The organism is Geomonas silvestris, from assembly GCF_014193515.1.
In the GTDB taxonomy this organism is placed as follows: Bacteria; Desulfobacterota; Desulfuromonadia; order Geobacterales; family Geobacteraceae; genus Geomonas; species Geomonas silvestris.
Map to the genome: position 1 here is coordinate 149,529 of NZ_BLXX01000001.1, position 21,636 is coordinate 171,164.

19 protein-coding genes are annotated in these 21,636 nt (G+C 63.2%); 4 read left to right on the top strand and 15 right to left on the bottom strand.

Features of this window, described 5'->3' with window-relative positions; all coding sequences use genetic code 11:
* Positions 1-160: 160 nt before the first annotated feature.
* Positions 161-1,531: a putative sensor domain DACNV-containing protein gene (locus GMST_RS00610; protein WP_183352665.1), complete on the bottom strand. Its 1,371-nt coding sequence runs from the start codon at positions 1,529-1,531 to the stop codon at positions 161-163.
* A 313-nt stretch (positions 1,532-1,844) separates the two neighbouring features.
* On the opposite strand from GMST_RS00610, the gene mutS reads away from it, so the two are divergent.
* Both mutS and GMST_RS00620 read left to right on the top strand, forming a co-directional pair.
* Positions 1,845-4,454, top strand: a complete 2,610-nt coding sequence (gene mutS / locus GMST_RS00615) for a DNA mismatch repair protein MutS (RefSeq protein WP_183352666.1) — start codon at positions 1,845-1,847, stop codon at positions 4,452-4,454.
* A 34-nt stretch (positions 4,455-4,488) separates the two neighbouring features.
* Positions 4,489-5,760: an N-acetylmuramoyl-L-alanine amidase gene (locus tag GMST_RS00620; RefSeq protein ID WP_183352667.1), complete on the top strand. Its 1,272-nt coding sequence runs from the start codon at positions 4,489-4,491 to the stop codon at positions 5,758-5,760.
* Positions 5,761-5,878: 118 nt separating this feature from the next.
* On the opposite strand, the gene GMST_RS00625 is transcribed toward GMST_RS00620, so the two are convergent.
* On the bottom strand, positions 5,879-6,241 hold the full coding sequence (locus GMST_RS00625; protein ID WP_183352668.1) for an MbcA/ParS/Xre antitoxin family protein: 363 nt from the start codon (positions 6,239-6,241) through the stop codon (positions 5,879-5,881).
* Between the two features lie 204 nt (positions 6,242-6,445).
* Here GMST_RS00625 and GMST_RS00630 point away from each other — a divergent pair, with 204 nt between their 5' ends.
* Together GMST_RS00630 and GMST_RS00635 are read left to right on the top strand one after the other, a co-directional pair.
* The gene (locus GMST_RS00630; RefSeq protein WP_183352669.1) at positions 6,446-6,838 is read left to right on the top strand and encodes a hypothetical protein; all 393 of its coding nucleotides are present in this window, start codon (positions 6,446-6,448) and stop codon (positions 6,836-6,838) included.
* Between the two features lie 192 nt (positions 6,839-7,030).
* On the top strand, positions 7,031-8,458 hold the full coding sequence (locus tag GMST_RS00635) for a radical SAM/SPASM domain-containing protein (protein WP_246399128.1): 1,428 nt from the start codon (positions 7,031-7,033) through the stop codon (positions 8,456-8,458).
* Positions 8,459-8,705: 247 nt separating this feature from the next.
* On the opposite strand, the gene gltX is transcribed toward GMST_RS00635, so the two are convergent.
* The 13 genes from gltX to GMST_RS00700 form a co-directional block, all read right to left on the bottom strand.
* Entirely contained in the window at positions 8,706-10,109 is a 1,404-nt protein-coding gene (gltX, locus tag GMST_RS00640) for a glutamate--tRNA ligase (protein ID WP_183352670.1), read from the bottom strand.
* Positions 10,110-10,249: 140 nt separating this feature from the next.
* Entirely contained in the window at positions 10,250-10,438 is a 189-nt protein-coding gene (locus tag GMST_RS00645) for a DNA gyrase inhibitor YacG (RefSeq protein ID WP_183352671.1), read from the bottom strand.
* 91 nt (positions 10,439-10,529) lie between these two features.
* Positions 10,530-11,372, bottom strand: coding sequence for a response regulator (locus GMST_RS00650; protein WP_183352672.1), 843 nt, complete (start codon positions 11,370-11,372; stop codon positions 10,530-10,532).
* 68 nt (positions 11,373-11,440) lie between these two features.
* Positions 11,441-12,133 (bottom strand): SPOR domain-containing protein, encoded by a 693-nt coding sequence (locus GMST_RS00655; RefSeq protein ID WP_246399130.1) that lies wholly within the window; start codon positions 12,131-12,133, stop codon positions 11,441-11,443.
* A 12-nt stretch (positions 12,134-12,145) separates the two neighbouring features.
* The gene (argS, locus tag GMST_RS00660) at positions 12,146-13,810 is read right to left on the bottom strand and encodes an arginine--tRNA ligase (RefSeq protein ID WP_183352673.1); all 1,665 of its coding nucleotides are present in this window, start codon (positions 13,808-13,810) and stop codon (positions 12,146-12,148) included.
* A complete protein-coding gene (locus GMST_RS00665; protein ID WP_183352674.1) occupies positions 13,807-13,980 on the bottom strand; it encodes a hypothetical protein in 174 nt (57 codons plus the stop codon). Before GMST_RS00665 ends, argS begins: the two co-directional genes overlap by 4 nt.
* 64 nt (positions 13,981-14,044) lie before the next feature.
* A complete protein-coding gene (locus GMST_RS00670; RefSeq protein ID WP_183352675.1) occupies positions 14,045-14,416 on the bottom strand; it encodes an FtsB family cell division protein in 372 nt (123 codons plus the stop codon).
* A 2-nt stretch (positions 14,417-14,418) separates the two neighbouring features.
* Positions 14,419-15,354, bottom strand: a complete 936-nt coding sequence (locus tag GMST_RS00675) for a UDP-glucuronic acid decarboxylase family protein (RefSeq protein ID WP_183352676.1) — start codon at positions 15,352-15,354, stop codon at positions 14,419-14,421.
* Positions 15,355-15,523: 169 nt separating this feature from the next.
* Complete coding sequence (locus tag GMST_RS00680; RefSeq protein ID WP_183352677.1) at positions 15,524-16,873, bottom strand: UDP-glucose dehydrogenase family protein; 1,350 nt, start codon at positions 16,871-16,873, stop codon at positions 15,524-15,526.
* A 120-nt stretch (positions 16,874-16,993) separates the two neighbouring features.
* Complete coding sequence (gene rsmA, locus GMST_RS00685; RefSeq protein ID WP_183352678.1) at positions 16,994-17,818, bottom strand: 16S rRNA (adenine(1518)-N(6)/adenine(1519)-N(6))-dimethyltransferase RsmA; 825 nt, start codon at positions 17,816-17,818, stop codon at positions 16,994-16,996.
* The gene (gene tsaD, locus GMST_RS00690) at positions 17,819-18,847 is read right to left on the bottom strand and encodes a tRNA (adenosine(37)-N6)-threonylcarbamoyltransferase complex transferase subunit TsaD (protein ID WP_183352679.1); all 1,029 of its coding nucleotides are present in this window, start codon (positions 18,845-18,847) and stop codon (positions 17,819-17,821) included.
* Between the two features lie 169 nt (positions 18,848-19,016).
* Positions 19,017-20,333: a PhoH family protein gene (locus GMST_RS00695; RefSeq protein ID WP_183352680.1), complete on the bottom strand. Its 1,317-nt coding sequence runs from the start codon at positions 20,331-20,333 to the stop codon at positions 19,017-19,019.
* Between the two features lie 138 nt (positions 20,334-20,471).
* Positions 20,472-21,617 carry an aminotransferase class V-fold PLP-dependent enzyme gene (locus GMST_RS00700; protein ID WP_183352681.1) on the bottom strand — a complete coding sequence of 382 codons (1,146 nt, stop codon included), beginning with the start codon at positions 21,615-21,617 and terminating at the stop codon, positions 20,472-20,474.
* Positions 21,618-21,636: the final 19 nt, after the last annotated feature.

A 21,636-nucleotide genomic window follows, 5' to 3' on the forward strand; every position in this document is an offset into this window, starting at 1 on the left:
TTTTGACAACTTGCCAGGACCTACCGACCTTGGTCAATCTAGTCAGGGCAATCAGTCAGATCCGTCTGATCGGTCTGATAAAAAAGGGCCTCGCAGCTGTGACACTCTCGAGGCCCTCCTTGTGTTCGGCAACAACCTTGCAGCGCAACCAAAGCGCCCGCTAGAACCCCGGCACCCCGGTCGGCACCTGGTCCCAGTAGGTGACCGCACCGTTATGCCACTTGACGATCTGCACGCTCTCGTCCTGCGAAATGACGATGCCGATCGCCTCGTGGAGCCGCTGGCACAGCCGGTAGGCGGCGCGATGCCGGGTCCCCACCGCCTCGCTCAGTACCGGTTCGGTCCGGGTCCCCTCGGTGTCCAGGGCGTGCGCCACCATCCCCACACTGTCCAGGTCGCCCGAGATCACCCCGCCAAAACCCAACAGCTCCTGCCGCTTCGAGATGACCACCGCTCCGTCCACAGCGGAGAGCGCCGCAATGAAGTGGGCCACGTCGAAGATCGCCTCGTCCAAAAGCGCGATCGAATCGTTTTTGCTGGTCACATACTCCTGCCATCCGACCATCTTCGCGGGATCCCTCGGGTCGCCGTGGATCTCGGCCATGGTGTTCATCACCTTCAGGGTCAGGGTCCGGAAGCGCTGACGCGACTCGAACTCGAGAAACTGGTACTTGATGGACATGTAGCGGTTTTCCTTGATGATCTCCGCGGTCATCTCCTCGGGGAGGTAGACCAAGAGGCCGCCGTGGTGCGAGTTGCGGATCACGCTGATAATGCGGCGCACCGCCTGCTGGCCCAGGTAGCTTCCGAAGTCGGGATCTAGGTTCGCCCAAACCCGCCCCGAGGCCTCGCGTGCCTTTCTGTGCATCTCTAGGGTCTCGGAGTGCACCATGGCAAGACTTTTCGAGATCCACTGGGAGTTGAAGACGTCGAGACTCGGACAGTTGATCTGCCCACCGTTTAACGAGGCGATGATCTCGGAACCGATGCAGACCGAGATCTGCCCGGCCCCGGTCACGTAAACCACCAGGCAGACGGGAAGCGGAGGCGAGGTTTTGCGCCCGCCGTAGACGGCATGCATCCACCGGGTGCCGGAGTGCAAAAGCCCCCAGATCTGGGCCCCGTCGTTGGGCGGCAGGGTGATGCCGATCAGGGTCCGGTAGAAGTCGGCAGCGGGCGCCAGCCGGTGCAGCTCGTACTCGTTGAAGGGGCGCAGCCTCGAGAAGATGAGCCGGTGCATCCCGGTAGGCGGCCCCTCTTCCGCCGAGAATAGGTGCGAGTCGCGGATGATGAGCCGGAACATGACCGGACGCTCTTCCTCGCGCATCAGGCTCGCCTGGTAACAGGTGGAAATCACCTGCTCCAGGACCGAGCGATCCGGGAGCGTGAAGCCGCAGTCCGGCTGGGCCGGACAGAGTCTCGCCACAAACGCCGGGTCCTGCCAGCGCTCGAAAATGAAGCTGACCAGATCCTTCGGGTAGGAATGCCCTGTAGCCCCAGAACAGCTCGTCATGACTCGGTGTCCGCGCATCTGCCACTCCCTCTATCCGCAACGGTAGCCTGCACCAGTTGAGTAATTATCCAACGCCTGCCGGCCCCCTGTAAAGCTCATTTGTTTCGTGCCATCAACTCAGACCCCGGCCCCCTTGGCCCCAGACGCCAAAACCTTAGCCATATCACAGGATCCCACCGGGGCTTCTCCCCGAGAGCGGCTCCGCTTCCGGGTGAGTGCGCTGTCGGAAAAGCATACATCATTAAAGCCGCGGTGCCATCCAGCGGACCTTTACATGCCACAATCATTTTGCTAAGATGGGCGCCGTTTCTCTCCCTGGAAAGGTTTGCAAATGTCCGAATTGACGCCGATGATGCGGCAGTACCTTGAAATAAAAGCCGACTACCCCGATACCATCCTGTTCTTTCGCATGGGCGATTTCTACGAGATGTTCCTGGACGACGCCGTCAAGGCGTCCCGCATCCTGGGAATTACCCTCACCTGTCGCAACAAGAGCTCCGACGGTCCCGAAATCCCCCTGTGCGGGGTCCCCTTCCACTCCTGCGCCCCCTACATCGCCAAACTGATCGAGGCAGGCGAGAAGGTCGCCATCTGCGAGCAGACCGAGGATCCCAAGCTCGCCAAGGGGATCGTGAAGCGCGAGGTGGTGAAGGTGGTGACCCCGGGCCTCGTCGTCGAAGACGCCTCGCTCTCGCCCAAGGAAAACAACTACCTGCTCGCCCTGTTCGAGGAGGAGAAGCGCTTCGGGCTCGCCTATTTGGACCTCTCGACGGGAGAGTTTCGCATAACCGAACTCGCCGACCAGGCCGCGGCGCTCGCCGAGGTGACCTGCATCGGTCCCCGTGAGCTGATCCTCCCGGCCAGCTACCGCGACCCGGCCCAGACAAAGGCGCTCGTCTCCATTACGGCAGGCCGTGCGCTCACCTACTTCGAGGAGTGGGTCTACGACAGCGACTACTGCAAGCGGCTGATCGCCAACCAGTTCAAGGGGGCCACGCCGGCGACCCTTGGGTGCGACGGGCTTCCCGTGGCGCTTTTGGCGGCCGGCGCCGTGCTGCACTACCTGGTGGACACCCAGAAAGGGAGCGCCCCCCACGTCACCTCGATCTCCAGTTACTTCGAGAGCGAACACCTGCTTTTGGACGAGTCTACCCGACGCAACCTGGAACTGACCGCCACCATCTCCGAGGGGAAGCGCAAGGGATCGCTTCTGGGGCTCATGGACCGCACCGTGACGGCGATGGGTGGCAGGAAGCTCAAGCAGTGGATCAACTACCCGCTCATGGATCTGAAGAAGATCGTCGAGCGCCAGGACGCGGTCGAGGAGCTCTTGGGCCAGCCGGGGCTGAGAGGCGAGTTGCGCGACCTGCTCTCCGGCGTCTACGACCTCGAGCGGCTGAACGGGCGCATCAGCCTCGCCTCCGCCTCCGCTAAAGACTTGGCTGCTCTCAAGGGATCCCTGTCGCGCATCCCGGGCCTGAAGGAGCGGATCGCCGGCTTGAACGCGAAACTCTTGCGGGAGCTCAACGCCGGCACCGACCCGCTTGACGACATCTGCTCGTTGATCGAGCGGGCCATCGTGGAGAATCCCCCCTTCGTGCTGCGCGAGGGTGGCATCATCGCCGACGGCTACCACGAGGAGCTGGACGAATTGCGCGCCATCAGCCGCGAGGGGAAAGGGTTCATCGCGCGCCTGGAGGCCAAGGAGAAGAGCCGTACCGGGATCTCCTCCCTAAAGATCCGCTACAACAAGGTCTTCGGCTACTACATCGAGGTGACCAAGGCCAACGTCTCGGCCATCCCCGAGGACTACATCCGGCGCCAGACCCTGGCCAACGCCGAGCGCTACATCACCCCCGAACTGAAGGAGTACGAGGAGAAGGTGCTCGGGGCCGAGGACCGGATCCGCGATCTGGAGTTCGCCCTGTTCCAGGAGGTGCGCGAGGCGACCGCGGCGCAAGGGGAGCGGATCGCGCGCAGCGCGGACCGGCTGGCCACGCTCGACGTCCTGGTAAGTCTCGCCGAGCTGGCCCACGACCGCGGTTACTGCCGCCCCGAGATCCACGAGGGGAGCGAGCTCTCCATCACCGAGGGGCGCCACCCGGTCATCGAGGAGATGCACTCGACGGAGCGTTTCGTCCCCAACGACACCTTCCTGGACAACAGCGAGAACCAGCTCATCATCATCACCGGCCCGAACATGGCCGGTAAGTCGACCTTCATGCGCCAGGTGGCCCTTATCACCCTGATGGCCCAGATGGGGAGTTTCGTCCCCGCCGAGAAGTCGCGCATCCCGCTGGTGGACCGCATCTTCACCCGCGTCGGCGCCTCGGACAACATCGCCCGCGGCCACTCGACCTTCATGGTGGAGATGATGGAATCCGCGGCCATCCTGCGCGGCGCGACGGCCAAGAGCCTGGTCATCCTGGACGAGATCGGGCGCGGCACCTCCACCTTCGACGGGGTTTCCATCGCCTGGGCGGTCGCCGAGTACCTGCACGACAACAAGCTGCACGCGGCGAAGACCCTGTTCGCCACCCACTACCACGAGCTTACCGAGCTCGCCGTCACCCGCCCCGGGATCAAGAACTTCAACATCGCGGTCCGCGAGTGGAACGAGCGCATCATCTTTTTGAGGAAGATCGTCCCCGGCGGCGCCTCGCACTCCTACGGGATCCAGGTGGCCCGGCTGGCCGGCCTGCCGCAGTCGGTCATCGAGCGCGCCAAGGAGATCCTCTTGAACCTGGAAAAGGGGGAGTACGTGGAGGGGGGGCTGCCGCGCCTGGCGCGCGGTAAGCAGAAGTCCGCCCCGTCGCCGCAGCTCTCCCTGTTCGGCGCGGCGGACGACCAACTCCGCGAGCGGCTGCGCAACGTCGAGGTAACCACCCTGACACCGCTTGAGGCGCTTAACCTGGTGGATGAACTAAAGAGGCTGCTCTAGTGGTGTCCCTAGCCGGCACAGGAGTCCATAACACATGAAACGAAGGGAATTTCTCAAATATATCGGGGTCAGCACCCCCTACCAGCACCTTATGGTGAACCGGCTGCTGGCGACCCAGGGCGGCCTGCTCCTCGCCCAGTTGCTCCCCTGGCCGCAGCGTGCCTGGGGCGCCGAGGGGGCAGTCGCGGTGACCGAGCTCAAGCACTGGTCCACCCCCGACTACACCCGGATCTCGATCACCCTGGAGCGCGAGGTGAAGTTCGAGTCGCACAAGATTCCCGGACGGCTCTACCTGGACATCCACGGCGCCAAAGTCCCCCCGGGGATCAAGGATCTCACCATCGGGGACGGCCTTTTGAAGAACGTGCGCATCGCCCAGTTCCGGGCCAGCACGGTTCGGGTGGTCCTCGACCTGGACAGCATCAAGGACTACAAGATCTTCACCTTCTCGGAACCCTTCCGGATCATTGTGGACGTCAAGGGGGAGCGCCGCCAGGAGATCTCCGCGGCCAAAGGGGAGGTGCTGGAAAACAGCAAACCGGAGAACGCCGTCAAGGCCGAGAAGCCCAAGGCGGAGCCCGAAAAGGCGAAGCCGTCCGAGAAGCCGGCCAAGTCCAGCCAGTTCAAGCCGGGCAAGATCCGCAGGATCGTGGTCGACCCGGGGCACGGCGGCCACGACCCCGGCGCCATGAGCCCTTCCGGCACCCGGGAAAAGGACATCGTGCTGCAGATCGGCCTCAAGCTGGCCCAGAAGATCCGCGAGGAGCTGGGCATCGACGTGGTGATGACCCGCTCCACCGACGTCTTCATCGAGTTGCAGGAGCGCACGGCAATCGCCAACAAGGTGGGGGCCGACCTCTTCATCTCGATCCACGCCAACGCCTCACTGAACCGCGCGGCCAGCGGCATCGAGACCTACTACCTGAACCTCGCCAAGACCGAGAAGGTGGCGCAACTCGCGGCCAAGGAAAACGGCACCTCGCTCGAGAAGGTGAGCGTTTTGCAGGCGGTCCTCTTCGACCTGATGGCGAACTACAAGCTGAACGACTCGGCGCACCTGGCCGAGGAGGTGCAGAGGTCGCTCTACAAGAAGGCCTTGACCGGGTACCCGAGCGTGAAGAACCTGGGGGTCAAGCAGGGCCCCTTCTACGTCCTGGTGGGAGCCACCATGCCGAGCATCCTCGTTGAGACCGCCTTCGTCAGTAACGAGAAGGACGAGCAGAAACTCAAGGACCCCCAGTACCAGGAGATCACCGCCGAAGGTATCCTGTCCGGGGTCAAGGGGTACATCGCCTCCCTCAAGTAACGCCGCAGCACCAGGCACGACGCAAAGCGAGGCCGACCGGTCAACCCGGTCGGCCTCGCTTGTTCTGTGGACGGTGCAGCCCCCGCTCCGAAACGCTTGACGCTTCCAGGTTCGCAAGCTATCCGCGGTAACGCTCCAGGTAGCTCACCAGCCGTGCCACCCCGTCCGCGTGCTCCAACAGCTCGACGGGGCGCTTTCCGTCAAGCGCGCCGTTTGCACTCAAAAGCCACTTCCCGGCATCTTCCTTCGACCAGCCAAGGACGCTCGCCGCACGGTACATCCGCGCCAGTTGCCGCGCATAACCAGGCCCCTCCTCGTGCGCACCCGGCGCGCCCCCCTCCTTGGCAGCACTTTCCACACGGTGCGCCGCAAGAACCTGGGCCACCTGTTCCTGCGCTATCCCCAGGGATCGGGCGGTCTCCAGAACTCCCCGCGTCAGTTCCAGCGCCCGATCCTCCTCATGATACATGGCTTCCAGCATGGATCCCCTCCCGGCTTCCCTCTGCTTCCCAACTCGTCATCAGGGCCAAGGATATTAATAGGTGTTAATTGACAGCAGTCAACCCATTTGTAGACTTGTCGAGGACATTTCACCGGGAAGTGTGCCCGTTTGAGATCCGGCAGCTGACAGTGTTGGGGAAGCCTAGAGCTGGAACAACCGGCAGGAACACGAGGGGAGGTCACCATGTCAGATCATTTTTCCAAGGAAGAGTCGGCCATCATCGAGATACAGCTGCGCGCCGTCAATCTGAGAGTCGCGAAGTTCAAGGCAGAGAAGGAGTTTCTCGATGCCCGCGGCACCGAGGTGACGCCCGAGCAGATGGCGGTCATCGAAAAGAAACGCAAAGAGATCCTGTACCAACTTGAGGTGGAAGGGGCCGAGATCGAGCGCGACTTCATCGAGAAGTACCGCTCGAAAGTGGCGGGGATGGTCATTCGCTACCCCTGGGGTGGCCCCGGCGGGCTCACGGTTGAAGGTACCTCAGGCTGCCCGTTCTGCACCCAGTGCGTCACGAGCTGCACCGAGTGTGTCACGAGTTGCACGGCCTGCGTCGGGTGTTCCAACAACGTCTTCTAGGGGAGCGGGCCCGCTTTGCGTGGTGCCTGCGGAGCGGGCCCGTGGTTCACCGAGCGCGAGTGAGTCGCCAAAGGAGTGAGCATGTCGTTGCACTGTGAGGTACTGGGGAGGGACCTGGAGATAAGCGATGCGGTTATTCCGGTGATCGCACCCAACTGGAGACTCAGGCGTTCCGGCGACTAGCCGCTTTTGATGAAGTACGAGGCCGAGCAGATCAACTACTCCCTGCTCTCTCCCATGATGGCGGCCACCCTCTCGCTCATGGACGGCAAGCTCAGTTTCCGGCACCTGTCGATGGTGGTGCAGTACACCCACAATTTCGAGACGCTTAAGCAGGCACAGGAGTTCGTGGCGCAGGTGATCCGGTCGGCGAACCAGGAAAACGATGCGGTCGTCCAGATGACCAGCCAGGTGAAGCCGTTCATCCAGTGCCTCGACCCGTTCGAGTTCGTGGTCCCCCCGCCCGAGGAATCGGGGCAGTGCCGCCCGGTCGCCCCGCTCACCCTCAACCTGATGTTCTCCAACGACTGCCAGACAAGTTGCGGTTACTGCTACGCCGAGCGTCGCCGGGTTCCGCCGGAGCGGCACCTAAGCAGCATGCGCTGGATCGAGATCTTCCGCGAGGCCCACGCCCTCGGGATCGAACAGGTATCGCTTTCCGGCGGCGATCCCCTCTTCCGCAACGACGCCCTCGACCTGATCGCCGACCTGATCCGCCTCGACATGCTGTTCCTGCTCTCAACGAAATGCCACGTCACCCGTGAGATGGCGGACCGTTTGGTGGAGATCGGTATGGCCCGCCCGATCAACCAGTACACCCGCGAGATCCAGCTCAGCCTGGACGGCCCGGACCCGGAGACTGCGGACCCGATGGCAGGTGCCCCGGGCTTTTTCGAGCGCGCCATGGACAGCGTGCGAAACCTGGTAGGCCGCGGCCTGAACCTGCGGGTTAAAGCGGTGGTGACCCCGTTCAACGCCCCCCGGGTCTACGACTTCATACGGCTCATGGCCGTCTCGGGAGTCGAACAGGTCTCCGTTGCCGCATACAGCCGCACCCTGTACCGGCACCGTGACGACATGTTCCTCTCGGAGGTGGAGCGCGCCTCGATAGCGCAGCAGTGCCAAAAGGTCCAGGCAGAATTTCCCGGGTTGAAGCTGCGTCTGACCGGACTCGCTTCCGCGGCCGAGTTGCAGCAGCAAAAAGTACCGGCATTACCTGAAGGTGAGCAGCCGAACCTCGATCCGGAAACCAGGCGCAGCATCAAGGAAGAGAAGTGGCGGGTGCGGACCCACTGCTCGGGCGGGCGCAGCAGCATGACCATCACACCGGACGGCAAGGTGGTACTGTGCGACACCATACCGCAGGAAGGGGAATTCGTGGTGGGAGACGCCGGGAGGGATTCCCTGGCGGAGATCTGGAACAGCCAGGAGCTCCTGGACTTCGCCTATCCGCCGCGCGAGCGTTTTGCGGGTTCCGCCTGTTACGACTGTCCGGATCTGGAGGGTTGCCAGAGGAAGGCGGGTTACTGTTTCCGGGACAGCTACTTCAATTACGGCAGCGCCTTCGCTCCGCCCCCGCTCTGCCCGGCAGCCGCCGACGACGGGATGCGCATGGACTAGCTCCCCTCAAAGGATTCAACTGCTCGTTTTGGGAAAATCGCTCCAGTGGGTTCCCTCTCCCCTTGCGGGAGAGCAACAGGGTGAGGGGGAAGGTGCCATAGCATGGCCGAGGGCAGCTCCCCCCCGGCCCCTCCCGTCAAGGGAGGGGGGACTCTTTCCCGGAACTCCTTAATGGAGCTCAAAAAAAGCCCGCCCCGGTTTCGATCCGGAGCGGGCTTTCTCGTTCAGCAGTTTTTTCAGCTGCAACCTATCCCCTGATGGTGGCGATGGCGCGCGCGAGCCTTTTCTTCGTTTCAGCCAGCCCGAAGACCACGATCATGTCGAAGATCCCGGGAGACGCCGTGGTGCCTGAGAGAGCCAGGCGCACCGCGGGGCCGATCCCGCCCAGCTTGATCCCCTTCTCCTCGCAGATCTCCTTGAACACCGCTTCCACCGAGTCCATGGTCAAGGCAGGGAGCGCCTCGAGCTTCGCAATCAGGGCCTCCAGAAGTGCCGGGGTCTCCGGGGTGAAGTTCTTGGCGGCACCCTTCTCGTCGTAGGCGAAGCCGTCCTGGTAGTAGAAGACGGCGCCGTCGGCCAGTTCGAGCATGGTCTTGGCGCGCTCCTGCAGGGTCTTCACCACGGGGACCAGGTCCGGCCCGCCGGCCGGATCCACCCCGCGCTCCTTGAGGAACGGGGTCACCAGCTCGGCCAGGCGCACCGGGTCGCCGGTCTTTATGTAGTGGGCGTTCAGCCAGAGCAGCTTCTCGGTGTTGAAGACGCTGGGCGAGCGCCCCACGTTCTCGATGGAAAACTTCTCGATCAGCTCGTCGATGGAGAAGATCTCGTCGTCGCCGTGACTCCACCCCAGGCGCACCAGGTAGTTGACGAGCGCCTCCGGGAGGTACCCCATGTCGCGGTAGGCCATGACGCTCGTCGCGCCGTGCCGCTTGGAAAGCCGGGCCTTGTCCGAGCCGAGGATCATCGGGACGTGGGCAAAGGTCGGGATCGGCGCCCCGAACGCCTCGTAGAGCAGTATCTGGCGCGGGGTGTTGTTCACGTGGTCGTCGCCGCGGATCACCATGGTCATTTTCATGTTGATGTCGTCGATCACCACCACGAAGTTGTAGGTCGGGGTGCCGTCGGTTCGCTGGATGATCAGGTCGTCCAATTCGTTGTTCTCGAAGGAGATCTTCCCCTTGATGGCGTCGTTCCAGAGGGTCGTCCCCTCAAGCGGGGTGCGGAAGCGCACCACGTAGGGGCGCCCGTCGTTCTCTTGGGGCGGCAGGTCGCGGCAGGTGCCGTCGTACTTCGGCTTGCCACCCTCCTGCATCGCCTTCTCGCGCTTGGCCTCCAACTCCTCTGCGGAACAGTAGCACTTGTACGCCTTCCCTTGGGCGAGCAGTTCCTGCACCTTCTCCTTGTAGAGCGGGAAGTAGTCGGTCTGATAGAAGGGACCCTCGTCCCAGTTGAGCCCGAGCCAGGTCATCCCCTGCAGGATGGCGTCAACCGATTCCTGGGTGGAGCGCTGGACGTCGGTATCCTCGATGCGCAGCACGAAGGTGCCCTTGAGCTTGCGGGCCAAAAGCCAGTTGAACAGTGCGGTGCGCGCCCCGCCCACGTGGAGGTAACCGGTGGGGCTCGGCGCGAAACGCAGTCGTACATTAGACATGAGCGACTCCTTTGAAGTTGGTGCAGTATTCATTTCTCAAAGCCAGGTCCCCTCCCGAGAAAGACGCGTGCAGCGCCCCCGTGTCGTGGGCTCCGGCTCGATAGCTAACTGTCGGCTTTGGGGCAGCCGGTCTGCGCCCCCTACTCCTCGCCGGACTCCTCGTCGTCGCGCTGCGGCACCTTCTCGCCGGGGATCCGGTACCCTTCGCTGGCCCAGGTCCCCAGGTCTATCATCTTGCAGCGCTCCGAGCAGAAGGGCCGAAACGGGTTCCCGGCCAGCGGTGCTTCCTTCCGGCAGTGCGGACATTTGACGGTCTGAATGGAGCTCACCCTTTTTACCCCCTTTAAACAAATACCTCCAGCACAATCTTGCCTGGAGGGTAGGTACTTCGTGTATTCATTCGCTTTTTGCGGTCCAAAGCTAGCTTAGCTGGTACTTCCTCTCGTAAAACTGCAGGGCGCGCTTTACCCGGGTGATCAGGGTCCCCTCCTTCACCGGCTTCACGATGAAGTCGAAGAAGCCGCGCTCGAAGGCGCGCACCTCGTCCTCGGGGTGCACCGAACTCGAGATGAGGATCACCGGGATCGCCTTCAACTCGGGGACGCTGCGCAGCGCCTCGAAGAGCCCGTAACCGTCCAGCTTGGGCATGTAGAGGTCGGTGATCACCACCTGGGGGCGTTCGGTCAGGACCGCCTTGTACGCCTCGAGCCCGTCCGAGGCGAAGACCACCCGGTACCCCTGGCGGCTTAGGAAGTCGCCGAACATGGTTCCGATCAGTTTGTCGTCCTCGACCACCAGCACCGTGGTGGTGGTACTCTTCGAGACGTCCTTCTGCAGGTAGTTCTTGCAGATGGCGGCGTAGATCTCGTTGCGGGTGGCGATGAAGGGGACGATGGTCAGCCCGTGGTTCGCCGCGATGTTCTTCACGATCCGCGACTCGGTGGGATCGGCCATGGCCAGGGCGAGGCGCTTGTTATCGAGCTTGAGCGGGAAGATGTGATTCTGCATCGCCACGTCGACCGAGATCACCGAGAGGAGCTCCGGGGCGAAGGCGAACCCGGCGAAGTTGCTGGCCACGCGGCAGCCATACTGGGTAGCGAGCGCGGCAGCCAGCTCCTCTCCGGTCACCAGTTCGAGTTCTTCCACAAGGGTCCCGAAACGCTTGCCGAGGCGCTGGGAAACCTTCAACATCCGGGCCACCGTCTTCTCGGACAAGGTGCCGTTTTCGACAAAGATCTCGCCTAGTTTCTTCCGTTTTTCCATCAGCCCCTCCGTCAGGGACAACTGTAGCATCCCGAGGGCAAAAGTCAGTGCAAACCGGTGAAAAAACGCTAGTCTGGCAGCACCGCGGCGCCCTTGCCGAACTTGGCGGCCATCTCCAGTGCCTCGGCCCTGGTGAGCTTGTGGCCGACCCGCAGGCGGTACCAGGTACCCTTGTCGGGGAGCCGCGATTCCAAGAGGTAGGCCGCCGTCCCCTTCTCGGTAAGCTTACCCTGGGCCGAGAGGGCCTCCTGCTTGTCGCGGTAGGAGGCGAGCTGGACCACGTAGCGGGTGCCGTCACCCTTTTCCTCAGCCGCGGCAGGGGACGCGGTCGCCGGCGCCGGAACGGCTGCAGGCGCAGCCGGTACAACCGAAGCGGCCGGTGCGGCCTCGTGGGGCGGGGACACCGGCTCGGCCTTTTTCAGGTTGAGGCCGGTCCCTATGGCACCTTTGCCGCCAGCCGGCAGCGTCTTGTAGAAGGTAAGCGGCACTTCGGGCTGGGGAGCCGTCGCCTCGGCAGCCGGAGCCGGCGGAGCCTCCTTCTTCACCGCGGGGACCAGCACCACCTGCGGCGATTTTCTGAGCCCCTTCACGTACCACCCGGCACCGAAACCGGTCCCGAAAACCGCCGCGAAGGCGACAAACCACTTCAGGAAGATCAGGGGTCCCGATTCGCGCCGCGGGCGGTTCTTCGCCACCGGGCGCCGCTCGATGGTGACCTGTTCCCGCCCTCCCCTTTTTTCGCTGTAGTCACGCACGTTCACGCACTCCCGATCCTACATCCGCTCCGGTGCCGAAATACCGAGAACGGTAAGGGCGTTTTTCAGGACGGTGGCCACGCAGTCGAGCAGGAACAGACGGGCCTGGCTCAGCTGCGGCTCCTCCGGGATGATCACCCGGCTCTTGTTGTAGAAGCTGTGGAACTCGCCGGCCAGCTCCTGCAGGTAATAGGTGATGCGGTGCGGTTCGAAGTTGACCGCGGCCCCCTCCAGGATCTCCGGGTAGACGGAAAGCTTCTTGATGAGGGCGAGGTCGTCGGCACTCTCCAGAAGCTCCAGCTTGAGCGCGCTGAAATCGGGGGCCAGGCCGCGCTCCCGGGCGGTCTCGAAGATGCTCCTGATCCTTGCGTGCGCGTACTGCACGTAGTACACCGGGTTGTCGGCGCTCTGCCTTTTGGCAAGCTCCAGGTCGAAATCGAGCTGGCTGTCCGAGCGGCGCATCAGGAAGAAGAAGCGCGCCGCGTCGCGACCCACCTCGTCAACGACCTCCTTCAAGGTCACGAACTCGCCGCTTCTGGTCGACATGGCGACCGGAACCCCGTCGCGCAAGAGCGAAACGAGCTGCACCAGGATGATGCCCAGGTCGTCGGCCTTTCTCCCCAGCCCCTGGACCACACCCTTAAGGCGCGGCACGTAGCCGTGGTGGTCGGCGCCCCAGACGTCGATGACCCAGTCGAAGCCGCGCTCGAACTTGTCGCGGTGGTAGGCGATGTCGGAGGCGAAGTAGGTGGTGACCCCGTTGCTGCGCACCACGACGCGGTCCTTGTCGTCACCGTAATCGGTGGTACGGAACCAGAGGGCGCCCTCCTGCTCGTAGATGAGCCCCTTCTCCTGCATCTCCTTGATCGCCGAGGTGACCTTGCCGTCGTCGAAGAGCGACTGCTCGGAGAACCAGTGATCGAGCACCACGCCGAAGTCCTTGAGGTCGAGGTCGATGCCGTGCAGGATCTGGTCGCCCCCGAGCTTCGCGAAGTAGGCCACGCCCTCTTCCTGCGGGGCGTTCAGGAAGCGGTCGCCTACCTTGGCGATGGCGTCGCGGGCGATGTCTTTGATGTAGTCCCCCTGGTAGCAGTTCTCGGGAAACTCGATCTTTTCGCCCAGGAGTTCCCGGTAGCGCAACAGACCGGAGAGCCCCAGGGTGTTCATCTGGTTGCCGGCGTCGTTTATGTAGTACTCCTTCTGCACGTCGAAGCCGGCGGCCTTCAAGAGCGAGGCGACGGCATCGCCGGTCGCCGCACCGCGCCCGTGGCCGATGTGCAGCGGGCCGGTCGGGTTCGCGCTGACGAACTCAACCTGCACCTTCTTGCCGGCTCCGACCGTGCTCTTGCCGAACTCGGCACCCTCATGGGCTATCTGGGTGAGGGTCTTTCTCCAGGCGCCGTCCTCGATGAAGAAGTTGATGAACCCCGGGCCGGCCACTTCCAGCTTCTCGATGAGCTCGGAAGCCCCGGAGAGCTTGTTCACGATGATCTCGGCGATGGCGCGGGGGGCCTTGCGCTCCTGTTTGGCCATCTGCATCGCCACGTTGCTGGCGAAGTCCCCGTGTTCGGAGTGCGCCGGCTTCTCGATGGCGATGGCCGGAACCACACCCGAGCTGAGCGTGCCGTCGGCGAAACACCCCTCGATTCCCTTAAGGATGCATGCGCGCAGCTGCTCCTTCATAGCTTTCCTCCCTTATCCTTTTCAGCTTCCGTTTCCGGCACGTCCTTGATGGTGACGTCTCTTGTGAAATCCGGGCAGCGGGCTCCGCCGTCGACTACCGAGAACTTCTTGGCGCAGTGCTCGCGCCAGGCGCATACCACGCAGTGCTGCCTGCCAACGGAAGCGGTCATATGGATACCTCAAGTGATGTGACGAGGGGCGCCGAAAAACGCCCCCCTGGTGTGAAATGGTAGATTACGGTTGCCCCGGTTTGCCGGGCGGCTGGGACGCCTTGGGCGGCGCCGCGGCCTGGGGGCTCTTCTTATCGGCCTGTCCTGACCGGTTCCCCTTCTCCTGGGGCGGGAACTGGTAGATCACCTCGTTGCCGCGCACCAGGCCGAAGTCCCGGCGCGCGATGCTCTCCAGGTACCGGCGGTCCGACTGAAGCGCGGTGATCTCGCGCCTGAGCCGCTCGTTCTCCGTCTTCAGCTCCTGCAGCTTCTGCTGGATCTCGTCGCGGTCCCGGTGCAGGTGGTTGATGCGCAAGAGCCCGCGGTCGCCGAAGACGGTGAAGTACAGGATGAAGATGATGACCGCCGCAGGGGTCAGGTAAAACCGTTTTTGCATGCCTACCCCGCGGAGAGGACGGAGGAGAAATACTCGATGGTCTGCTTGAGCCCTTCGTCGACGTTAACCGTCGGCTCCCAATCCAGCATCTTCTTGGCGAGCGTGATGTCGGGACGGCGCTGTTTCGGGTCGTCGGCGGGGAGCGGCCGGAACACGATGCGCGAACGCGAGCCGGTGAGGGCGATGATCTTCTCGGCGAACTCCAGGATGGTGGTCTCGCAGGGGTTGCCCAGGTTGACCGGGCCGGTGAAGTCGGGGCACTCCATCATGCGCAGCATCCCTTCCACCAGGTCCGAGACGAAGCAGAAGGAGCGGGTCTGCTCTCCCTTGCCGTAGACGGTGATATCCTCCCCCCGCAAGGCCTGCAGGATGAAGTTGGAGACCACGCGGCCGTCGTTTTCCGCCATGCGCGGGCCGTAGGTGTTGAAGATCCTGATGATCCGGACGTCGACGTTGTTCTGGCGGTGGTAGTCCATCATGAGCGTCTCGGCGACGCGTTTGCCTTCGTCGTAGCAGCTGCGCGGTCCCAGGGTGTTCACGTTGCCCCAGTACGATTCGTTCTGGGGGTGTACCTGGGGATCGCCGTAGACCTCGGAGGTGGAGGCCTGCAGGATCCTCGCCTTCACCCTCTTGGCAAGTCCCAGCATGTTGATGGCACCCATGACGCTGGTCTTGGTGGTCTTCACCGGGTTGTACTGGTAGTGGATCGGCGAGGCCGGGCAGGCCAGGTTGAAGATCCGGTCCACCTCGAGCAGGACCGGCGTGGTCACGTCGTGCCGGATCAGCTCGAAGCGCGGGTTGTCCAAGAGCCCGGCGATGTTGCGCTTGCTTCCGGTGAAGAAGTTATCGAGGCACAAGACGTCGTGCCCTTCGTTCACCAGCCTCTCGCAAAGATGTGATCCAATGAAACCGGCGCCGCCGGTTACGAGCATACGCATGACATCCCCCCAAAAAACATGTTCTACGTTCTACGTTGCAGGTTCCAGGCTCTGAGTTTCCTGCAGTACGTCCAGTCGTCCCCTCACCAACAACGTCCGCGTTCACTCACGGCCCTTAGGCCGGTCAGCGAGACGTAGAACGTGGAACAGAGAACCCAGAACTGGATTTTTACTCGCAGCAGGCCCCTTTGCCGTTCCTGCCGATCGGCAGGTACTCGAACCCTTCGAGTCTCAGCCGGTTGGGCTGATACAGGTTCCGGCCGTCGAAGATGAGCGGATTGACCAGCAGCGACTTGATACGGTCGAAGTCCGGGTTGCGGTACTCGTTCCACTCGGTGATGATCACCAGGGCGTCCGCGCCGGGGAGGATCTCGTACTGGTTGTGGCTGTAGCTGATGCGCTCGCCGAATACCTTCTTGGCTTCCTTGATCGCCTCCGGATCGTGCGCGCGCACCTGGGCGCCCAGTTCGAGGAGCGCGTTGATGATGGTGACCGAGGGGGCGTCGCGCATGTCGTCGGTGCGCGGCTTGAAGGAAAGACCCCAGATGGCGATGGTCTTGCCGGCCAAAGGCTTGGCCTCGCCGTTCCCCAGGCGCGCCGCTATCTTGTCGGAGAGCACGCGCTTTTGCCTGGTGTTGGCCTCTTCTACCGCCTTGAGGAGGATGAAGTCGTAATCGCACTCCTCGGCGGTCTTCGCCAGAGCCTTCACGTCTTTGGGGAAGCAGGACCCGCCGTACCCGACGCCCGGGAACAGGAAGTCGTAGCCGATGCGCGAGTCAGAGCCGATCCCTTCCCGGACCGCCATGACGTCGGCCCCCATCAGGTCGCAGAGGTTGGCGATCTGGTTCATGAAGGTGATCTTGGTTGCCAGCATCGCGTTGGCCGCGTACTTGGTCATCTCGGCGCTGCGGATATCCATGGTGATCAGGCGGTTGGACTTGCGCATGAAGGCGGAGTAGAGCTCCTTCATGATCTCGGCGGTGCGCACGTTGTCGGTCCCGATAACCACGCGGTCCGGTTTCATGAAGTCATCGATGGCCGCCCCTTCCTTCAGGAACTCCGGGTTGGAGACCACGTCGAACTCGATGTCCACCCCGCGCTTGGCGAGTTCTTCGGCCACGGCGATGCGCACCTTGTCAGCGGTCCCGACCGGCACGGTAGACTTGTCCACGATGATCTTGAAGCCGTCCATGGCCTGGCCGATGGAGCGCGCCACGTTGAGCACGTACTGCAGGTCGGCGGAACCGTCGGCCCCCGGCGGCGTTCCCACCGCGATGAAGTTCACCAGCGACTCCTTGACGGCAGCATCCAGGTCCGTGGTGAAGGAAAGCCTCCCCTCCTCGCAGTTGCGCAGCACGAGCTCCTTGAGTCCCGGCTCGTAGATGGGAATGACACCCCGCTTGAGTCCTTCGATCTTCTCCTGGTCGACGTCGACACAGATGACATTGTTGCCGCTTTCGGCAAAGCACGTGCCAGCCACAAGACCGACGTAACCGGAACCGATAACACAGATTTTCATACCGAAACTACCTCCGCGGGTGCGAAATGTACGTACTCCTCACGGTGTCAGCCCGGTGCGCCAGGGCGCGGCTTCTTCCCGGAAAAGTTAAGCATTTTTCTATAACACAAAAAGAGGGGGTTATGCCAGATTTTTCCCGGCAGCGAGACTGCGGCTGAGCGCAGCGAACTCATCGAGCGAGAGCGTTTCGCCGCGCCGCTTCGGGTCGATATGGCAGGCGACCAGGGCGCTTTGGACTTCTTCGTCGCCCACCTCGAGCCCCGCGCCGCGCAGAGAGTTGAGCAGGGTCTTGCGGCGCTGGTTGAAGGAGCCTTTCACGATGCGCCTGAAGAGCTCTTCGTCCCCCACCTCGACCCGCGGCGCGGCAAGCGGGGTGAAGCGCAGCACGCAGGAGTCCACCTTGGGGACCGGACGGAAGCAGCCCGGCTTCACCAGGAACTCGCGGCAGATGTCGAAGTGCAGCCGCAAAAGCACGGTGAGCGCGCCGTAGTCCTTGCAATTTGGGGGGGCCACCAGGCGGTCACCCACCTCTTTTTGCAGCATGAGCACCAGCCTCTCGAAGCGGTCGCTGCACTCGAGGAACTTGAAGAGGACCTGCGAGGAGATGTTGTAGGGAAGGTTGGCCGCCACCTTCCACTTCTTTTCCGGGGCGCGGCTTAGGATCTGGCGCAGATCGACCCTGAGGATGTCGCCGTGCCCGATCTCCACGCCAGGGAGGGTGCCGAACTCGGCGTCGAGCAGCGGCAAAAGGTCGCGGTCCCACTCGACGGCGAGGAAACGTGCGCCGCTCGCCACCAGGTGCCGGGTCAGGGCGCCGCGTCCGGGACCGACCTCGAGGATGGCGTCCTCGGCAGTCGGCTCGACGCAGTCGACGATGCGGGTGAGCACGCTGTCGTCCACCAGAAAGTTCTGGCCGAAGGCCTTTTTGGCGCGGATCTTCTCCATTTACGGGGCCTCCATGAGTCGTTGGGAAAGGCGGTCCAGGGGCCAGACCGGCAGGGCATCGAGATCGAAGCCGCTGCGGTAGCCCCGGGCAAGGTAGTAGTCGCCGGGAACGGCGATCATCGCTGCGTTGTCGGAGCAGAGAAGCGGCGAAGGCATGGCGAGTTCGACACCCTGCTGGTCCGCGAAGGCGGCCATCGAGCGGCGCAGGCCGCTGTTGCAGGCGACCCCGCCCGCGACCACCACCCGTTTGATCCCGGTTGCCGCCACCGCGGCCGCAGTCTTTCGGGTCAGGACGTCGCAGACCGCAGCCTGGAAGGAGGCTGCCAGGTCGTTCAAGCCGGAGGTCGCAGCTTCCGGATGCTTCCCCAGGTAGGTGAGCACCGCGGTTTTCAGTCCCGAGAAGCTGAAGTTGAAGCTGCCGTCGTTTATGAGCGGGCGGGGGAACTTGATCGCCTGCGGGTTCCCGGCTGCGGCCAGGCGATCGATGGCGACGCCGCCCGGATAGGGAAGCCCGATCAGTTTGGCCACCTTGTCGAAGGCCTCGCCGGCCGCGTCGTCCACCGTCTGGCCGAGCGTCGTGTAGCGGCCGATCCCGTCCACCCGGTAGAGGTGCGAGTGTCCGCCGGAGACCGCCAGCGCGATGAAGGGGAACGCTACCGGCGTCTCCAGGAACACCGCAAGGAGGTGCCCCTCGATGTGGTTCACGCCGACCAGCGGGATGCGGCGTCCCAAGGCAAGCCCCTTGGCTACCGAGATCCCTACCAGCAGCGCACCGGCAAGCCCCGGCCCCTGGGTAACCGCGATCCCCTCCAGTTCTAAAAGAGAGACGCCGGCATCGCGTAGCGCCTGCTCCACGACCAGGGAAACGGCCTCCAGGTGCTGGCGCGAGGCGATCTCCGGGACCACGCCGCCGTACTCGGCGTGCACGTCGATCTGCGAGGCGATGACGTTGGAGAGGACCGTGCGGCCGTCCCTGACGACGGCAGCCGAGGTCTCGTCACAGGAAGATTCGAGGGCAAGAAGCAGCATAAAAAATAGAAAGGGCACAAGCCGCAGTGCCCTTTAACCTCCAGGAAAAAAAGCTAAAACAGTTCTATGTTCTACGTTCTAGGTTCTACGTTCGTTACGATCCGCGTCGCCAAAGGTTCAGCCGACAGCGTAGAAACATAGAACGTAGAACGTAGAACGGATTCCGAAGTTACAGCAAATTCGCCGCCAGCTCCGCAAGTTCGGAGCGCTCGCCCTTCATCATGGTGATATGCCCGGAGATGCTCTGCTCCTTAAGGCGCTCCACCAGGTAAGTGAGGCCGTTACTCTCGGCGTCGACGTACGGGTTGTCGATCTGGTACGGGTCGCCGGTGAGCACGATCTTGGTCCCCTCCCCCGCCCGGGTCACGATGGTCTTGATCTCGTGCGGGGTCAGGTTCTGGGCCTCGTCCACGATGAGGTACTGGTTCGGGATGGAGCGCCCCCTGATGTAGGTGAGCGGCTCGATCTCCAGGATCCCCATCGCCATGAGCTCCTTATACCCCTTGCTGTGCCGCTTCTCCCCTTCGTGGCCGGTCAAGAGGAGCTCGACGTTGTCGAAGATCGGCTGCATCCAGGGGGTGAGCTTCTCTTCCAGGTCCCCCGGCAAAAAGCCAAGGTCGCGCCCCATCGGGAAGACCGGGCGGGAGACCAGCAGCCGGTTGTAGACGTTCTCCTCGGCGGTCTTCTGGAGCCCTGCCGCGATGGCGAGCAGCGTCTTGCCGGTACCGGCCTTGCCGACCAGCGAGACGATCTTGATGTCGTCGTCCAAAAGGGCGTCGAGGGCGAACGACTGCTCGCGATTTCTGGGGAACAGGCTCCAGACCCCTTCCTGGCCGGCACCCTTGAGCGGCAAGATCCGCTTGGAACCTGCGTCGTAACGGGCAATGGCCGAGTGCGACTCGTTGCCGGCCTCGGTCAGCGTCACGTACTGGTTGGGGAGCAGCCCGGCCTCGAGTTCCAGCCACCCCTGGCTGTAGAAGCGGTCGATCACCTCGGCGCCGACTTCGAGCTCGCTGATCCCGGTGTAGAGATCGTCGATGGAGACCTTGTCGGACTCGTAGTCCTGGGCGGCAAGCCCCAGGGCATCGGCCTTGATGCGCAGGTTGGTGTCCTTGGTGACCAGGATGACCGGCACCGACTCGGTCTCCATCAGGTCCACGGCCACCGCGAGGATCCGGTTGTCGCCGCGCTCCTCGCGCAGTTCGGGCGGCAGCCGTTTCATCACCTTCTCTTCGTAGATCTCGATCCTGAGGGTGCCGCCGTTTTCCAGCTCGATCCCCTGGGAGAGCGAACCCTGCTTGCGGAAGGCGTCCATGATGCGTGAGACGTGGCGCGCGTTGCGGCCGGTCTCGTTCATGTCCTTCTTGAAGCGGTCGATCTCCTCGATCACCGTGATCGGGATGATGATGGAGTTGTCCTCGAACCTGCCGAGGGCCTGGGCGTCGTAAAGAAGAACATTGGTGTCGAGCACGTAGATTTTCTTCATGTCCACCTCCTCTACCTTATCGCATCTTAGATAAACCAGCTTTTCCTCCTGCCGTGCCTGCTCTGCAGCTCTCATGATATTTCTGCCCCAACCAGAATGACCGCTGGTCAGGGGCGAATCTGGCGTTCGCCCTGCGGTTTACCTTTTGTCGGCGATCTCTTTAAGCGCCCTCAAGAAGTACTCGATGTCCTGAGCGCTGGTGAAGTAGCCGGGACTGACCCGCACCGTACCGGCAGGATAACTGCCGATGGTGCGATGGACGTCCGGCGCGCAGTGCAGGCCTACCCGCACACTGATCTCATAGGTGCGATCCAGCAGAAATCCGACCGTTGCCGGATCCTGACCGGCAAGATTAAAAGAGATGGCGTTGCCGCGCGGGGCCCCCGGCCCCGGTCCATAGACGACGGTTCCCGGCAGGGCGCGCAGCCCCTCCAGTACCTGTTCGACCAACTGGTGTTCCTTTTCCGCGATCTGCCCAAGCCCGGTCTCCTTGACGAACTCGAGACCCGCCAACAGCCCCGCGATGCCGGGGGTATTCAGGGTGCCGCTTTCGAAGCGGTCGGGAAGCTCCTCGGGCTGCTCGGGGCTGCTCGCCTTGCTGCCGGTCCCACCCACGAGAAGCGGGTCGAGTTCGACCTCGGGCCCCAGTGCGAGAATCCCGGTCCCCGGAGGGGCGAAAAGCCCCTTGTGCCCCGGCGCGGCGAAAAGGTCGATGCCGAGTTCCCCAACGTCGATTGGGAAGTAACCGGCACTTTGCGCGGCGTCCACCAGAAAGCGGGCACCGCATTTCCTGGCCAGACGGCCGATCTCGCCGATGGGCTGCAGGGTCCCCGTCACGTTCGAGCAGTGCGCCAGCGCCACCAGCCTCGTGTTCGGGCGCAGCGCCGCCGCAATATCCTCCACCCGGACCGAGCCGTCCGGCTGCCCCTGCACGAAGGTCACCTCCACCCCGCGGCCCCGCATCAGGTGCAGCGGGCGCACCAAGGCGTTGTGCTCCATGGTACTGGAGACCACGTGATCGCCCGGCTTCAAGAGGCCGTTTACCGCGATGTTGAGGGATTCCGTTGCGCTGTGGGTGAAGATGAGGCGGGAAGAATCGGTGACACCGAAGAACTCTGCCAGTGCGGAGCGGGCCGAGAACACGATGCGAGCCGCCGCTAGCCCTTGCTGGTAACCGCCCCGGCCCGGGGCCACGCCGACTTCCCGCATCGCTGTATCCATCGCCCGGTACACGGATTCGGGTTTTGGGAAGGTCGTCGCAGCGTTATCGAGGAAGACGGACATACCCAATTACTAGCACTTT

Excerpts from the sequence above, each read along its gene's own strand:
- GMST_RS00610 (WP_183352665.1), bottom strand. The coding sequence starts at position 1,531 with ATGCGCGGACACCGAGTCATGACGAGCTGTTCTGGGGCTACAGGGCAT.
- mutS (WP_183352666.1), top strand. The coding sequence starts at position 1,845 with ATGTCCGAATTGACGCCGATGATGCGGCAGTACCTTGAAATAAAAGCC.
- GMST_RS00620 (WP_183352667.1), top strand. The coding sequence starts at position 4,489 with ATGAAACGAAGGGAATTTCTCAAATATATCGGGGTCAGCACCCCCTAC.
- GMST_RS00625 (WP_183352668.1), bottom strand. The coding sequence starts at position 6,241 with ATGCTGGAAGCCATGTATCATGAGGAGGATCGGGCGCTGGAACTGACG.
- GMST_RS00630 (WP_183352669.1), top strand. The coding sequence starts at position 6,446 with ATGTCAGATCATTTTTCCAAGGAAGAGTCGGCCATCATCGAGATACAG.
- GMST_RS00635 (WP_246399128.1), top strand. The coding sequence starts at position 7,031 with ATGAAGTACGAGGCCGAGCAGATCAACTACTCCCTGCTCTCTCCCATG.
- gltX (WP_183352670.1), bottom strand. The coding sequence starts at position 10,109 with ATGTCTAATGTACGACTGCGTTTCGCGCCGAGCCCCACCGGTTACCTC.
- GMST_RS00650 (WP_183352672.1), bottom strand. The coding sequence starts at position 11,372 with ATGGAAAAACGGAAGAAACTAGGCGAGATCTTTGTCGAAAACGGCACC.
- argS (WP_183352673.1), bottom strand. The coding sequence starts at position 13,810 with ATGAAGGAGCAGCTGCGCGCATGCATCCTTAAGGGAATCGAGGGGTGT.
- GMST_RS00665 (WP_183352674.1), bottom strand. The coding sequence starts at position 13,980 with ATGACCGCTTCCGTTGGCAGGCAGCACTGCGTGGTATGCGCCTGGCGC.
- GMST_RS00670 (WP_183352675.1), bottom strand. The coding sequence starts at position 14,416 with ATGCAAAAACGGTTTTACCTGACCCCTGCGGCGGTCATCATCTTCATC.
- GMST_RS00675 (WP_183352676.1), bottom strand. The coding sequence starts at position 15,354 with ATGCGTATGCTCGTAACCGGCGGCGCCGGTTTCATTGGATCACATCTT.
- GMST_RS00680 (WP_183352677.1), bottom strand. The coding sequence starts at position 16,873 with ATGAAAATCTGTGTTATCGGTTCCGGTTACGTCGGTCTTGTGGCTGGC.
- rsmA (WP_183352678.1), bottom strand. The coding sequence starts at position 17,818 with ATGGAGAAGATCCGCGCCAAAAAGGCCTTCGGCCAGAACTTTCTGGTG.
- tsaD (WP_183352679.1), bottom strand. The coding sequence starts at position 18,847 with ATGCTGCTTCTTGCCCTCGAATCTTCCTGTGACGAGACCTCGGCTGCC.
- GMST_RS00695 (WP_183352680.1), bottom strand. The coding sequence starts at position 20,333 with ATGAAGAAAATCTACGTGCTCGACACCAATGTTCTTCTTTACGACGCC.
- GMST_RS00700 (WP_183352681.1), bottom strand. The coding sequence starts at position 21,617 with ATGTCCGTCTTCCTCGATAACGCTGCGACGACCTTCCCAAAACCCGAA.